This is a genomic window from Caulobacter sp. GW821-FHT09H08 (assembly GCF_059415885.1).
On record NZ_JBWKOC010000007.1, the window covers coordinates 254700 to 268588 of the forward strand.

The following is a 13889-nucleotide window of genomic DNA, read 5'->3' on the forward strand; positions in this document are numbered from 1 at the left end:
TAACGCGCCGGCTGTTCTTTCGTCAGGCCCCCGCCCGATTTTTCACCAGGTCATCGACCACCGAAGGGTCGGCCAGGGTCGAGGTGTCGCCCAGGCTGCCCAGCTCGTTCTCGGCGATCTTGCGCAGGATGCGGCGCATGATCTTGCCCGAGCGGGTCTTGGGCAGGCCCGGCGCCCATTGCAGGATGTCCGGCGCGGCGAACGGGCCGATCTCGTGGCGGACCCACAGGATCAGGTCCTTGCGCAGCTGGTCCGTCGCTTCGATCCCCGCCTTCAAGGTTACGTAAGCGTAGACGCCCTGGCCTTTGATGTCGTGCGGATAGCCGACCACGGCGGCCTCGGCGACGGTCTCGTGAGCGACCAGGGCGCTCTCGATCTCGGCCGTGCCCAGACGGTGGCCGGAGACGTTGATGACGTCGTCGACCCGGCCGGTGATCCAGTAGTAGCCGTCGGCGTCGCGGCGGCAGCCGTCACCGGTGAAGTACTTGCCGGGATAGGTCGAGAAATAGGTCTCGAAGAAGCGGCCATGGTCGCCATAGACCGTGCGCATCTGGCCCGGCCAGCTGTCGGTGATGACGAGGTTGCCCTCGGTCGCGCCCTCCAGGACTTGGCCTTCGGCGTCGACCAACTGCGGCTTGACGCCCGGCAGCGGCTTGGAGGCCGAGCCCGGCTTCAGGTCGGTGGCGCCTGGCAGCGGCGTGATCAGCATGCCGCCGGTCTCGGTCTGCCACCAGGTGTCGACGATCGGCAGGCGCTCCTTGCCGACCACGCGGTGGTACCAGAGCCAGGCTTCCGGATTGATCGGCTCGCCAACGCTGCCGAGGATGCGCAGGGACGACAGATCGTTCTTGGTCACGTGCTCGTCGCCCTCGCGCATCAGGGCGCGCAGGGCCGTCGGCGCGGTGTAGAAGATCTCGACCTTGTGCTTGTCGATCACCTCCCAGAAGCGGCTGGGGGTCGGATAGTTCGGCACGCCTTCGAAGATCAGGCTGGTCCCGCCATTGGCCAGCGGGCCGTAGACGACATAGCTGTGGCCGGTGACCCAGCCCACGTCGGCGGTGCACCAGAAGACTTCTCCGGGCTTGTAATCGAACACCGCCCAGAAGGTCCAAGACGCCCAGGCCAGGTAGCCGCCGGTGGTGTGCAGCACGCCCTTGGGCTTCCCTGTCGAGCCCGAGGTGTAGAGGATAAACAGCGGATCTTCGGCGTTCATCGGCTCGGGCGGGCAGTCAGCCGAGACGGTGTCGCGGACGTCGTTCCAGACCACGTCGCGGCCCTCGACGACCGAGACCTCGGCGCCGGTCCAGCGGATCAGCAGCACCTTCTCGACCTCGGGGCACTGGAGAAGCGCCTCGTCGACATTGGCCTTCAGCGGCACGCGCTTGCCGCCGCGACGACCCTGGTCGGCGGTGATGACGATGCGGGATTCGCAGTCCTGGATGCGGCCGGCGATGCTGTCGGGCGAGAAGCCGCCGAACACCACCGAGTGCACCGCGCCGATGCGGGCGCAGGCCAGCATGGCCACGGCCGCCACGGGGACCATCGGCAGATAGATGGTGACGCGGTCGCCCTTCTTGACGCCCAGGTCCTTGAGGACGTTGGCCATGCGGCAAACCTCCTCGTGCAGCTGGCCGTAGGTCAGGGTGGAGGAGACGCCCGGTTCGTCGCCTTCGAAGACCAGGGCGACGTCGTCCTTCTTGGCCGGCAGGTGACGGTCCAGGCAGTTGGCCGAGACGTTGAGGACGCCGTCCTCGTACCAGCGGATGCGGAAGTCGTCCTTGTTGTAGGAGACGTCCTTGATCTTGGTCGGGGCCTTGATCCAGTCCAGGCGGGCGGCGATGTCGCGCCAGTAGCCCTCGGGATCGGCCTCGACGCGGGCCACGGCGGCCGCATAGGCGGCGGCGTCGATATGCGCGTTCTTCGCCAGACCCTCGGGAACCGGGAAAACCTGTCCGTCGCTCACCAGCCGTACTCCCTTATTTTGTTGGCCGCCGGAATAGGCGAAGCCCGGCGTCCGGCGCAAGAAGACCATTGCGGTTTCTCACGCGCCACGTCCCCGATGCTTGACCGATACGGTCAGAAGATGACGGCCCTATATGAGGGGCGTAAAGCGTCGTCTCCTCATGTCCCTCGGAGTTTTCCTATGTTGCTCGCCCTGTCGACCTGGTCCGAGATCGAAGCCCGCCTGAAGACCAGCCAGACGGTTGTGGTGCCGATCGGCTCCAACGAGCAGCACGGGCCGACGGGCCTTTTGGGCACCGACTGGCTGTGCCCGGAGATCATCGCCCACGAGGCCAGCAAGCGCGCCGCCGACAAGATCCTGGTGGCCCCGACCTTCAACATCGGTATGGCCCAGCACCACCTGGCGTTCCCGGGGACGATCTTCCTGCGGCCCTCGACCTTCATCGCCGCGATCGGCGACTGGGTGCGGTCGCTGGGCGCGCACGGCTTCACGCGGATCTATTTCCTGAACGGCCACGGCGGCAACGTCGCCTCGATCGAGGCCGCCTTCTCCGAGATCTATGCCGACTACAGCTTCCGCCAGCAGCGCGCGCCGTTCGCCCTGAAGCTGAAGAACTGGTGGGACCTGGCCGGCGTCAACGCCCTGGCCAACCGCCAATTCCCGACGGGGCACGGCAGCCACGCGACGCCGTCCGAGATCGCCGTGACCCAGTGGGCCTATCCCGAGACGATCAAGACGGCGGCCTACGAGCCCCAGATCGCGCCGACGGGGCCGATCCGCGAAGCCCTCGACTTCCGCGCCCGCTACGCCGACGGCCGCATGGGCTCGGACCCGGCCCAGGCCACGCCCGAGAAGGGTGGCGAGCTGGTCAACATGGCGGCCAATGCGCTGATCGAGGACCTGGCGGCGTTCGGGGCGGAGAAGGCGCCGGGTTAGGGCGCAGCGAAACCTCGTCCTTCGACAGGCTCAGGAAGAGGTTTCTTACTGAGCGGCCTGAAAAGTCGTCCTCACCCTGAGCTTGTCGAAGGGCGAGGACGGCCCTCACGCCTCCACCACCCGTCGCGCCAGCGCCGGCTGCCCGTGCCGCGTGGCCATGATCTCGCCGATCACCGCGACGGCCACCTCGAACGGCGCCTTGCCGCCCAGGTCCAGGCCGATCGGCGCGCGCAGCTTGGTCAGGTCGCGGTCGGTCAGCCCCGCCGCCTTCAGCCGCGCGATCCGCTCCGGCAGTCGCCGCCGCGCGCCCAGCAGGCCGACATAGGGCGCGGGCGAGGGAAGGGCGGCCAGCAGGGCGGCGTGGTCCAGTTCGATGTCGTGGCCGCAGACGGCGACGGCGGTCCAGGCGTCCAGGCCGATGGCGGCCAGGGCCTCGCCCGCCTCGTCGCGGCGATAGGCGACCCCCGCCAGCGGCGGGGCTGTAGCCGGCCCTTTGGGCCGCACCAGGAAAGTCTCGAACCCCGACTGCGCCCCCAGGCTGGCCACCGCCAGGGCAGTCGGGTCGCCGCCCAGCACCACAAGCCTCGGGGGCGGCGCATAGGTGCGGCCAAACGACTCAGGCCAAGGCAGGACAGGGATTTCCGAGCAGGCGCGGCGGATTCCGTCGCTGGTCCAATGGGCCGTCTCGCGGGCCTGCGTCAGTGTCATCAGCCTGGCGACGGCCGCGTCGTCGGGTTCGATCTTCTCGACGAGGATCTCGATCCGCGCGCCGCACAGCAGGCGGATGTCCGGCCAGGGGCTGCCCTCGCCGTAGACCAGGCGGCGCGGAAGGCCGTCCTCCAGGCAGGCCTGGGCGTGGACCTCGACATCGGCCTCGATGCAGCCGCCCGAAAGAAAGCCGGAAACGATTCCCTCGCCGAACACCATCTGCGAGCCGACCGGGCGGGGGCCGCCGTCGCCCAGGGCGATGATGGTGGCGAGGACGGCGGGGCCTCGCGAAAGCGCCGCGGCCAGGGCCGGGCGGGCGTCGTCGGCCATGCCGTGCATGGGCCATGCAATGGCTTGGGCATCGTCTGAACGGTCAGTGCGCATCGAGGCGACATTAACCGCTCGGCAAGTTTCCAGAAACCGGATGTTCAAACCTTGGCGCGTAGCTTCCCGATCTGTTGGTGAGTTTCGCGCACGGATGGCGATGTCCATTTCGGTCAAAAAACTAGGTCTTGCGGCCGCGCAGTTCGGCCTCGACGGCGGGAGTTCCTCCGCGCCGCGGGGACGCACGCCGGAAGCAGAGACGCGCGATATCCTGAACATCGCCGCCCGCGCCGGGCTGTCGGTGCTGGACGCCTCGGGTCTGTTCGGCCGCGCCGAGACCCTGCTGGGCGACCTCATTCCGCGCCCCGTGCCGTTCCGCGTCTGCCTCTCGACCGCCCGCGCCGATCGCGGCGCCGACTATGTCGAGGCCGAGGCCCGCGCCGCCCTGCGCCGTATCGGCGTCGAGCGCGCCGATTCGATCATCGTCCATTCGCCCTCGGAGCTGTTCGGCCCGCACGGCGCGGCCCTGTGGGACCGCCTGCAGCGCATGAAGGACCAGGGCCTGTTCGCCAAGATCGGCGTCGCGGCCCACGCCACCGACGATCCGGTCGGCGTCGCCAAGCGCTTCAAGCCCGATATCCTGCAAGCCCCGGCCTCGCTGCTGGACCAGCGCCTGCTGGCCGACGGCTCGCTGCAACGCATCGCCGGCATGGGCGTCGAGGTGCATCTGCGCTCGATCTTCCTGAACGGCCTGCTGTTCCTGCCGCCCGATCGGGTCCCGGCCCAGCTGAAGGGCGCCTCGGGTCGTCTGTCGCGCGTGCGCCGCATGATCGCCGAGGGCCGCTCGGATCCGCTCCAGGCCGCCCTGGGCTTTGCCCTGTCGCGTCCGGAAGGCTCGGCCGTGCTGGTCGGCGTCAACTCGGCCGCCGAGCTGTCGGCCGTGGTCGCCGCCGCCTCGAGCCCGCCGCCGGACCTCGACTGGGACGAGATGGCCATCGACGATCCGGTCGCGCTCGACCCGCGACGTTGGGTCGCCTAACACCCTCCCGGAATCAATCTGGACAATGAGCTCGGCTGGATCGGCCGGCATAGCCGTCCGCGCGTCTCGCGTCGGGCGGCCTTCGTCGATTCACGTCTCGTAAGCTTCTGATTCACCTGAGTTTTATGAATCTCGTCTAACTTGGTCCCAACAAAGGGAGACCGCGACATGATCCTCGCCGTGCTGCAGGCCCGCATGGGTTCGTCCCGACTGCCGGGCAAGTCGATGGCCACGCTGCAAGGCGAGCCGATGATCGTGCGCCAGCTGGAGCGCCTTCGCGGCGCGCGCTGCCTCTCCAAGATCATTGTCGCGACCAGCACCGAGAGCGCCGACGACGCGCTGGCGGGCTTCCTGGTCTCGCGCGGCCACACCGTTCACCGGGGCGCCGGCGCCGACATCCTGGCCCGCATCGCCCGCTGCGCCGAGGCGATCAGCTCAGTCAGCCACGTGGTCCGCCTGAAGGGCGACGCGCCCTTCATGGATCCCGGCATCATCGACGACGCCATCCGCATGGCCCTGGCCAGCGGCGCGGACTACACGTCCAATCGCGTCCACCGCACCTTTCCGGTCGGTCTCGAGGTCGAGGTCATCAAGGCCGGCGTGCTTCAGGCCGCCGCCGCCGAGGAGCGTGACCCGGTCGCCCGCATCTCGCCGACCGCCGCCATCCGCAATCAGCCCCAGCGCTGGAGCCAGGCTCATCTGCGCGCCGCCCGTGACTGGTCCAAGCTGGACTGGCGGGTGAAGACCGCCGCCGACCTGGCCTTCGCCCGCTCGGTCTATGACGCCCTGCATCCGGTCGATCCGGGTTTCCGCATGGGCGACGTGCTGGACCTGGTCGAAAGCCGCCAGGACATCGCCCGCTTTGCGGCCTGACTTTTTTACAGTCTCCCAAAGACTAAGGGCGCCGAACGAAACCCGTTCGGCGCCCTCTTTCTTTTCCGATCAGGCGTGGAGGCCTACTTCCAGGCGCCGTACGGGTCGATCGAGCTCTTGCCCAGGGCCTCGGCTACGGCCGGGTGGGTCAGTTCGCCCTTCAGCACATTGAGGCCGCGCGCCAGGTGGACGTTGGTCTTCAGCGCGTCCAGGCCCTTGTCGGCCAGCGCCAGGCCGAACGGCAGGGTGGCGTTGCCCAGGGCTTCCGACGAGGTGCGCGGAGCCGCGCCCGGCATGTTGGCCACGCAGTAGTGGACGACGCCGTCGACCGTGTAGGTCGGCTCGGCGTGGGTGGTCGGCTTGCTGGTCTCGAAGCAGCCGCCCTGGTCGATCGAGACGTCCACCAGGACCGAGCCCGGCTTCATCTGCTTCAGGTGCTCACGGCGCACCAGCTTCGGCGCGGCCGCGCCGGCGGTCAGGACGGCGCCGATGATGACGTCGGCCTTAAGGATCTCTTCCTCCACCGCGGCGAAGGTCGAGTAGCGGGTCAGGATGCGGCCTTGATAGAGGTCGTCCAGCTCACGCATGCGCGGGATCGAGCGTTCCAGGACCACGACCTCGGCGCCCAGGCCGGCGGCCATGCGGGCGGCGTTGCTGCCGACGACGCCACCGCCCAGCACGACCACGCGGGCCGGGGGCACGCCGGGCACGCCGCAGAGCAGCAGGCCCATGCCGCCATTGTGCTTCAGCAGGGTCTCGGCGGCCGAGAATACGGCGATCCGGCCGGCCACTTCCGACATCGGCGCCAGCAGCGGCAGGCCGCCCTTGGCGTCGGTGACGGTCTCATAGGCGATGGCCGCGCAGCCGCTCTTCAGCAGGCCTTCGGTCTGGGCCGGATCGGGCGCCAGGTGCAGGTAGGTGAAGAGGATGTGGCGCGGCTCGAGCTTTTCCCACTCGACCTTCTGCGGTTCCTTGACCTTCACGATCATGTCCGCGCCGGCGAACACCGCGTCGGCGTCGGCGACGATGCTCGCGCCCGCCTTCACATAGACGTCGTCGGCATAGCCGGCGCCCAGGCCGGCGCCCGACTGGACGATGACCGTATGGCCATGACCGACATATTCACGAACGGCCGTGGGGGTGAGGCCGACCCGGTGTTCGCCCGGTTTGATCTCGGAAGGGACGCCAACGCGCATGATGCTTTCCTCCAAAAGCGATTTGACGCTGGTTTACGCCTCGTCGCCTGCAAGTTCCTTGGCCATTTCGTGCAGGGTGAACCCTGTTCTGCAGGATTCCTGCGTGATATGGTCAAGTCGATGAAGAAAACCGCCGTCAACCTCGACAGCTTCGACCGGAAGCTTCTCCACCTGCTCCAAAGGCGCGGGCGCGCCAGCTATGTGGAAATGGGTGAAGCCGTGAATCTTTCCGAGTCCGCGTGCCTTCGCCGGGTGCGGGCGCTGGAGGAGGCGGGGGTCATCGGGCGCTATGCGGCGGTGATCGACGAGCGGGCCGTGGGCCTGCCGCTCAGCGTCTTCGTGACGGTCACCCTGTCGTCCCAGGCCGAGGCCGCGCTCAGCGCCTTCGAGAAGGCTATCGCCAATGTCCGCGAGGTGGCCGAGTGCTATCTGATGACCGGCGGCTCGGACTATCTGCTGCGCCTGGTGGTCCGCGACGTCGACGACCTGGAGCGGGTCCACGCCCAGGAGTTGACCCGCATCCCCGGCGTGGTGCGGGTCAGCTCCAGCATCGCCATGCGCACCGTGGTCAAGCGCGTCGAACTGCCGCTCTAGCGTCGAGCGCGGCCGTTAACTCCGCTTAACCTAAATCGGTTACCCCTTTGCCCCGACATTCCAAGACCACGTCGGGGGACGAGATGGTTTCGAGACGCATCCTTCTGGGCGCGCTGGCCGGCATGGCCGCGCCGGCCCTGGCTTTCGCGGAGGGCGACGGCCCCACCAAGCCGAGCGTTCTGACCAAGAAGGGCCGCCGCACCGCCAGCGCCCTCAAGCACCAGGACGGCGACCGCGCCGCGCTGGACAAGGCCATGGCCAGCGTCAAGCCGATGGAGCCCGATCCGGCCCACGCGCCCGCCCCGTCCGCCGCGCCGGCCCAGGAGGTCACGCCCGACGAGGCCCTGGGTCGCCTGAAGCACGGCAACACCATCTTCGCCCGGGGCGGCGCCAACCTGATGCTGCCGACCCTGGCGCGCGTCGCCGAGCTGTCGAAGGGCCAGAAGCCGTTCGCGGTGGTCATCGGCTGCGCCGACAGCCGCACGGCCCCGGAGCTGATCTTCGACTGCAACCTCGGTGAGCTGTTCGTGATCCGCGTGGCCGGCTCGACCGTCAGCCGCGAGGGCCTGGGCTCGATCGTCTACGCCGTCGAGCACCTGGGCGCGCCGCTGATCGTCGTGCTGGGCCACACCAAGTGCGGCGCCGTCGGCGCGGCCGTGGATGTCGCCAAGAAACACGCCGATCTCCATGGCGCTCTGCACGAGATGGTCCTGCCGATCATCCCGGCCGTGCTGGAAGCCGACGAGAAGCACCCGGCCGACCTGCAGGACGCCGCCATCCGCCAGAACGTCCGTGGCATCGCCAGCCGCCTGAAGGTGGCCGATGGCGTCCTGGCCGAGAAGATCGAGGAAGGCCGTCTGAAGGTCGTCTCGGCCTGCTACGATCTGGCCACGGGCGTGGTGGCGTTCGACGCCTAAACTCACCCGCTCATTCCCGCGAAAGCGGGGACCTAAGCCGAGCCCGAAGATGGGGCTCGGCCCCACCACAACCCGATCGCCCGCTTGGGTCCCCGCTTCCGCGGGGATGAGCGGTGTTTGGAGTGGCGGGCGGAAATCGAGATCCCCTAACACTGTCATCCGAGCGCCGTTGACCCCCGCTCGCGCTTAGGTTCAATTCCCTTGGACTAGCGCAAATCAGGTGGGAGACAACGGATGTCGACGGACGAGACTCCGCCGGAAGGCGCTCGCGACTCCGCTAAACCCAAGGCCTCGCGCTGGGAAAGTCTCCGCGCGCGAGTCGCCGAACACTGGCCCGCCGCGCTCAAGGGCCCGGTCGCCATCGCCGTGGCCGCGTCGCTGGTCGTCGGCTTCGGCGGTGGTTTCGCCGCCGGCAAGGGCGGCTGGCTCTTCGGCGGCGGCAAGCCGGCCGGGGCCGAGTCGGTCAAGGGCGAGGCCTGGTCGCTGTTCGGCAAGCCGCGCGGCGCCAACGCCCCGCGTCGCGGCATCCCCAAGCCCGAAGGCTTCGCGGTCTGGCAGACCCGCGTCGACAGCACCGGCTCCGATCCGCTGGCCTGCATCCGCATGTCCAAGGACCTGGATCCGTCCAAGTCCTATGCCGACTTCGTGCTGATCTCGCCCGACCTCGGCCGCCAGCCCTCCGTGCGCGTGAAGGGCGACGAGCTGTGCCTGGGCGGCGTCGGCTTCACCGATCACCGCATCACCCTGCTCAAGGGCCTACCCGCCAAGGGCGGCGACACCCTGACCGCCAATGCCGACGTCGACTTCACCTTCGGCGAGAAGCCCCCGTATGTCGGCTTCGCCGGCGACGGCGTGATCCTGCCGCGCGAGGAATCGGACGGCGTCGGCATCGAGACGATCAACGTCCAGACCCTGGCCATCGAGGTCTGGCGCGTGCCGGACCGCAACCTGGTCCGCAAGTCGATCAGCGCCCCCGACCCGACGGGCGAAGGCGACTGGGCCAGCGACTATGGCGACGACGCCGTGGGCGATGACGGCCGCAAGGTCTGGAAGGGCACGGTGCAGGTCACCGGCGGCGCCACCGGCCAGAAGGCGACCACTGTCTTCCCGCTGGGCGCGGTGCTGAAGGACATGAAGGCCGGCGCCTTCGTCATCAAGGCGCGCGACGTCTCGGGCGGCCGCGATCCCGACGAGGAGAACGGCGACAACAATCCCGCCCAGGCCCGCCGCTGGATCGTGTTCACCGACATGGCCATGCTGGCCTATGATGGCTCGGAAAGCCTGGACGTCGTGGTGCGCTCGCTGAAGAGCGCCAAGACCCTGTCGGGCGTGAACGTGTCCCTGGTCGCCGCCGACGGCGAGGCTCTGGCCGAGACCAAGAGCGACGCCGACGGCCGCGTGCGCTTCCTGCGTCCGCTACTGAAGGGCCAGGGCGCCGAGCGCGCCAAGATGGTCATGGCCTATGGGCCGCAAGGCGATCTCGCCGTGCTGGATCTCGACCGCTCGCCGGTCGACCTCTCCAAGCAGGGCGTCGGCGGTCGCACCGAGGGCGGCGTCGATGGGCGCAGCATCGCGTCCGAGATCGACGGCTACCTCTATGCCGATCGCGGCATCTACCGGCCGGGCGAGACCGTCCACCTGACCGCCATGGTCCGCGACCGCATGGCCAAGGCCGTCAGCGACCGCAAGGGCGAGATCATCGTCAAGCGGCCGTCAGGCGTGGAGTTCCGCCGCTATCCGTTCACTCAGGCCAATGTCGGCGCCGTGCTGGCCGACATCTCCCTGCCCCGCTCGGCCCCGCGCGGGCGGTGGTCCGCCGAGTTGCACATCGAGGGCATCGAGGACGCGACCGGCTCGCTGAGCTTCTCTGTCGAGGACTTCGCGCCCCAGCGTCTTGCCGTCACCGCTACGGGCCAGGAAAGCATGCCGCTAGGCGCCGGCGAGACCCGCCGCGTCGATGTCTCGGCCCGCTTCCTCTACGGCGCGCCGGGCGCCGGCCTGCAGACCCAGGGCGAGGCCCGCCTGCGGACCGACACCGACCCGTTCCCCGCCTACAAGGGCTTCGAATGGGGCGACCAGTCCAAGCCGTTCGACGAGAAGTATCTCGACCTCGGCACGACCGTCACCGACGGCGAGGGCCACGCCAATCTGGCCGTGACCTCGACCGACGCGGGTGACACCAACCAGCCGCTGGTCGCGGCCGTGACCGCCTCGGTGTTCGAGCCCGGCGGCCGCCCGGTGCGCGAGAGCGTCGACCTGAAGGTGCGCGCAAAGTCCGTCTACTACGGCGTCAAGGTCGACCAGGGCGAGTCGGGCAAGGGCGATCCGCCCGTCAGCCTCGACATCATCGCCGTCAACGCCGCCGGCAAGCGCATCGGCGCGACGGCGACCTACACGCTCGTCGCCGAGCGCTGGGACTATGACTGGTTCCAGCAGAACGGCCGCTGGCAGTGGCGTCGCAGCAGCCGCGACGCGATCGTGGCCAAGGCGCAGGTCAATATCGGCGCCGGCGCGCCGGCCAAGTTCACCCGTCGTCTCGGCTGGGGCGACTATCGCCTCGAGGTCGAGGGCGCAGACGGCGCGCGCACCGTGACCCGCTTCTCGGCGGGCTGGGGCTCGCCGGCCCGCGAAGGCGAGGCGCCGGATGTCGTCCGCGTCACCGCCGGAACCCGGACCTACGAGCAAGGCGACACCGTCGAAATCACCCTGAAGCCGCCCTATGCCGGCGAGGCCCAGATCGCGGTCGCCACCGACCGCCTGATCGACCTCAAGACCGTCAGCGTCGGCGAGAACGGAACGACCGTGCGCTTGAAGACCACGGCCGACTGGGGCGGCGGGGCCTATGTCATGGTCAGCGTCATCCAGCCGCGCGACCCGGTCGCCTCGCCCAAGCCGCGTCGGGCCCTGGGACTGGTCTACGTTCCGCTCGACCCCAAGGGCCGCAAGCTGACGGTGGACCTCGGCACGCCGGTCAAAATCGACAGCAAGGCCCCGGTCGAGATTCCCGTGAAGGTGTCCGGCATGGGCCTGGGCCAACGCGCCAAGGTCACCATCGCCGCCGTGGACGAGGGCATCCTGCGCCTGACCCACCAGGAAAGCCCCGATCCGGTGAAGTGGTACTTCGGCAAGCGGGCCCTGACCCTGAACTACCGCGACGACTACGGCCGCCTGCTCGACCCGAACCTGGGCGCGCCGGCCAATGTCAATTTCGGTGGCGACGAGGTCGGCGGCGAAGGCCTGACGACCACGCCGATCAAGACGGTGGCCCTGTGGTCCGGCGTCGTAGAGACCGGCTTCGACGGCAAGGCGGTGATCAAGCTGCCGGCCGCCGACTTCAACGGCGAACTGCGCATCCAGGCCGTGGCCTGGACCGACACCGCCGTCGGCTCGGCCTCCAAGCCGCTGACCGTGCGCCAGCCGGTGGTGGCCGACCTCAATCTCCCGCGCTTCCTGGCGCCGGGCGACCAGGCCTACGCCACGCTGGAGCTGCATAATGTCGAGGGCAAGCCGGGCGCCTACACCGCCGAGGCCTTCTCGACCAACGGGCTGAAGGTCGCCTTCAAGAAGGTGTTCCAGCTGATCCTGGGCCAGCGCATCGCCGAGAAGATCCCCTTCCTGGCGCCGGACGTGACGGGTGTCGGCAAGATCGGCTTCAAGGTCGCCGGTCCCGGCTTCACGACCCAGAAGGACTATCCGATCCAGACGCGCCTCGGCTGGGGCGACGTCGTGCGCACCACCACCGAGGTACAGAAGCCGGGCGAGGCCTTCACCCCGTCCTACGCTCTGCTGTCGGGCCTGGCGGCGGGCGATGTGACGATGCAGGTCAGCTATTCGCCGATCCGGGGCTTCGACCCCTCGGCGATCGCGGTGGCGCTGCAGCGCTATCCGTATGGCTGCACCGAGCAGCTGGTCTCGACGGCCTATCCGCTGCTGTACGCTCAGAGCTTCTCGAACGATCCGAAGCTGAAGCGCACGCCTGCGGCCTTGGCCGGGGCGGTCGGCAAGCTGCTGGATCGCCAGACCCTGGACGGCGCCTTCGGCCTCTGGCGGGTCGGCGACGGCGAGGCCGACCCTTGGCTGGGCGCCTATGTCGTCGACTTCCTGCTGGAAGCCCGCGCCCAAGGCGTGGCCGTGCCCGACGCGGCCATCGACAAGGCGGTCTCGGCTATGCGCCAGGTCAGCCGTCCCGAAGGCTGGGCCTCGGTCGCCTATCGCATGGAGTATCCGGGTTGGTGGGCGTCGAACGAAGACGCTTCCAAGAAGGCGACAGAGCGCATGCGCCGCCGCGCCTCGGCCTACGCCCTCTATGTGATGGCCAAGGCCGGCAAGGGCGATCTGGCCCGCCTGCGCTGGTGGCACGACGTCCAGATGAAGGACGAAGCCCAGCCGGTCGCGAAAGCCTACGTCGCCGCGGGTCTGGCGCGCATGGGCGACAACGCCCGCGCCCGTTCGGCCATGCGCCAGGCGGTGAACGCGCTCGGCTACAAGGACGAGCAGGACTGGTACCAGTCGCCGCTGCGCGACACGGCCGTCCTGACGGCCCTGGCCGCCGAGTCCGGCATGATGGACGTCGCCCGCCAGCTGCAAGGCCGGCTGGAGAACGTCTCCAAGGATCCGGACAGCCTGAACACCCAGGAACAGGCGGCGCTGCTGCACGCGGCCAACGCCCTGATCCAGGCCTCGGGCCCGATCTCGATCGACGCCAAGGGCGCGGCGGCCTTGCCGCCGGCCGGCGGCGCGCCGCGCTGGGCGGTGGGCAAGCTGGCCGACGCCAAGTTCGTCAACACGGGCAAGGGCGCCCTGTGGCGGACGGTGTCGGTGCGCGGCACCCCGACCTCGGCCCCGGCCGCGTCGGCGAGTGGTTTGTCGGTCTCCAAGCGCCTGCTGTCGATGGGCGGCGGCGCGATCGACCCGGCGACCATCCGCCAGGGCGACCGCATCATCGTGCTGGTCTCGGGCAGCAACCTGCAGGCCCGCTCGACCGCCCTGGTGGTCGACGATGCCCTGCCGGCGGGCTTCGAGATCGAGACGACCCTCAGCGCCGACGACGCCCAGAACGGTCCGTTCAAGTTCCTGGGCGAGCTGACGGCGGCCGATGTCCAGGAAAGCCGCGACGACCGCTTCATCGCCGCGCTCGACCTGGAGGGCAACAAGGCCTTCGCCCTGGCCTATGTGGCCCGGGCGGTGACGCCAGGGAGCTTCTTCCTGCCGGGCGCGGTGGCCAAGGACATGTACCGTCCGGCGGTGGTCGGCCGCTCGGAGGCCTCGCGCGCGACGATCGCGCCGGGGCAGTGATGACGTCGAGGTATCGCGAGCCCTTCTTCCCCCTCCGGGGGAGG

9 protein-coding genes are annotated in these 13889 nt (G+C 69.2%); 6 read left to right on the forward strand and 3 right to left on the reverse strand.

Going from position 1 to position 13889, the window contains the following annotated elements; genetic code table 11:
• Nucleotides 1-22 precede the first annotated feature (22 nt).
• Nucleotides 23-1966, reverse strand: a complete 1944-nt coding sequence (acs, locus tag AC07NN_RS23640) for an acetate--CoA ligase (RefSeq protein WP_494646336.1) — start codon at nt 1964-1966, stop codon at nt 23-25.
• Between the two features lie 177 nt (nt 1967-2143).
• Here acs and AC07NN_RS23645 point away from each other — a divergent pair, with 177 nt between their 5' ends.
• Complete coding sequence (locus AC07NN_RS23645) at nt 2144-2899, forward strand: creatininase family protein (RefSeq protein ID WP_494646258.1); 756 nt, start codon at nt 2144-2146, stop codon at nt 2897-2899.
• A 105-nt stretch (nt 2900-3004) separates the two neighbouring features.
• On the opposite strand, the gene AC07NN_RS23650 is transcribed toward AC07NN_RS23645, so the two are convergent.
• Nucleotides 3005-4099 (reverse strand): XdhC family protein, encoded by a 1095-nt coding sequence (locus tag AC07NN_RS23650; protein ID WP_494646259.1) that lies wholly within the window; start codon nt 4097-4099, stop codon nt 3005-3007.
• On the opposite strand from AC07NN_RS23650, the gene AC07NN_RS23655 reads away from it, so the two are divergent.
• The gene (locus AC07NN_RS23655) at nt 4092-4970 is read left to right on the forward strand and encodes a bifunctional regulator KidO (RefSeq protein ID WP_494646260.1); all 879 of its coding nucleotides are present in this window, start codon (nt 4092-4094) and stop codon (nt 4968-4970) included. The two genes, AC07NN_RS23650 and AC07NN_RS23655, sit on opposite strands and share 8 nt — an antisense overlap.
• Nucleotides 4971-5138: 168 nt before the next feature.
• Nucleotides 5139-5843 (forward strand): glycosyltransferase family protein, encoded by a 705-nt coding sequence (locus tag AC07NN_RS23660; protein WP_494646261.1) that lies wholly within the window; start codon nt 5139-5141, stop codon nt 5841-5843.
• An 83-nt stretch (nt 5844-5926) separates the two neighbouring features.
• Here AC07NN_RS23660 and ald read toward each other — a convergent pair whose 3' ends face one another.
• Nucleotides 5927-7039, reverse strand: a complete 1113-nt coding sequence (ald, locus tag AC07NN_RS23665) for an alanine dehydrogenase (RefSeq protein ID WP_494646262.1) — start codon at nt 7037-7039, stop codon at nt 5927-5929.
• Between the two features lie 120 nt (nt 7040-7159).
• Here ald and AC07NN_RS23670 point away from each other — a divergent pair, with 120 nt between their 5' ends.
• From AC07NN_RS23670 to AC07NN_RS23680, 3 genes are all read left to right on the forward strand, one after another.
• Nucleotides 7160-7633 carry an Lrp/AsnC family transcriptional regulator gene (locus tag AC07NN_RS23670; protein WP_494646263.1) on the forward strand — a complete coding sequence of 158 codons (474 nt, stop codon included), beginning with the start codon at nt 7160-7162 and terminating at the stop codon, nt 7631-7633.
• Between the two features lie 83 nt (nt 7634-7716).
• On the forward strand, nt 7717-8550 hold the full coding sequence (locus AC07NN_RS23675; RefSeq protein WP_494646264.1) for a carbonic anhydrase: 834 nt from the start codon (nt 7717-7719) through the stop codon (nt 8548-8550).
• A 234-nt stretch (nt 8551-8784) separates the two neighbouring features.
• A complete protein-coding gene (locus tag AC07NN_RS23680) occupies nt 8785-13845 on the forward strand; it encodes an alpha-2-macroglobulin family protein (RefSeq protein ID WP_494646265.1) in 5061 nt (1686 codons plus the stop codon).
• The last annotated feature ends 44 nt before the right edge of the window (nt 13846-13889 follow it).

Bases quoted from the DNA above. Each gene is read 5' to 3' on its own strand.
- AC07NN_RS23645 (WP_494646258.1), top strand. From the start codon at position 2,144: ATGTTGCTCGCCCTGTCGACCTGGTCCGAGATCGAAGCCCGCCTGAAG.
- AC07NN_RS23655 (WP_494646260.1), top strand. From the start codon at position 4,092: ATGTCCATTTCGGTCAAAAAACTAGGTCTTGCGGCCGCGCAGTTCGGC.
- AC07NN_RS23650 (WP_494646259.1), bottom strand. From the start codon at position 4,099: ATGGACATCGCCATCCGTGCGCGAAACTCACCAACAGATCGGGAAGCT.
- AC07NN_RS23660 (WP_494646261.1), top strand. From the start codon at position 5,139: ATGATCCTCGCCGTGCTGCAGGCCCGCATGGGTTCGTCCCGACTGCCG.
- ald (WP_494646262.1), bottom strand. From the start codon at position 7,039: ATGCGCGTTGGCGTCCCTTCCGAGATCAAACCGGGCGAACACCGGGTC.
- AC07NN_RS23670 (WP_494646263.1), top strand. From the start codon at position 7,160: ATGAAGAAAACCGCCGTCAACCTCGACAGCTTCGACCGGAAGCTTCTC.
- AC07NN_RS23675 (WP_494646264.1), top strand. From the start codon at position 7,717: ATGGTTTCGAGACGCATCCTTCTGGGCGCGCTGGCCGGCATGGCCGCG.
- AC07NN_RS23680 (WP_494646265.1), top strand. From the start codon at position 8,785: ATGTCGACGGACGAGACTCCGCCGGAAGGCGCTCGCGACTCCGCTAAA.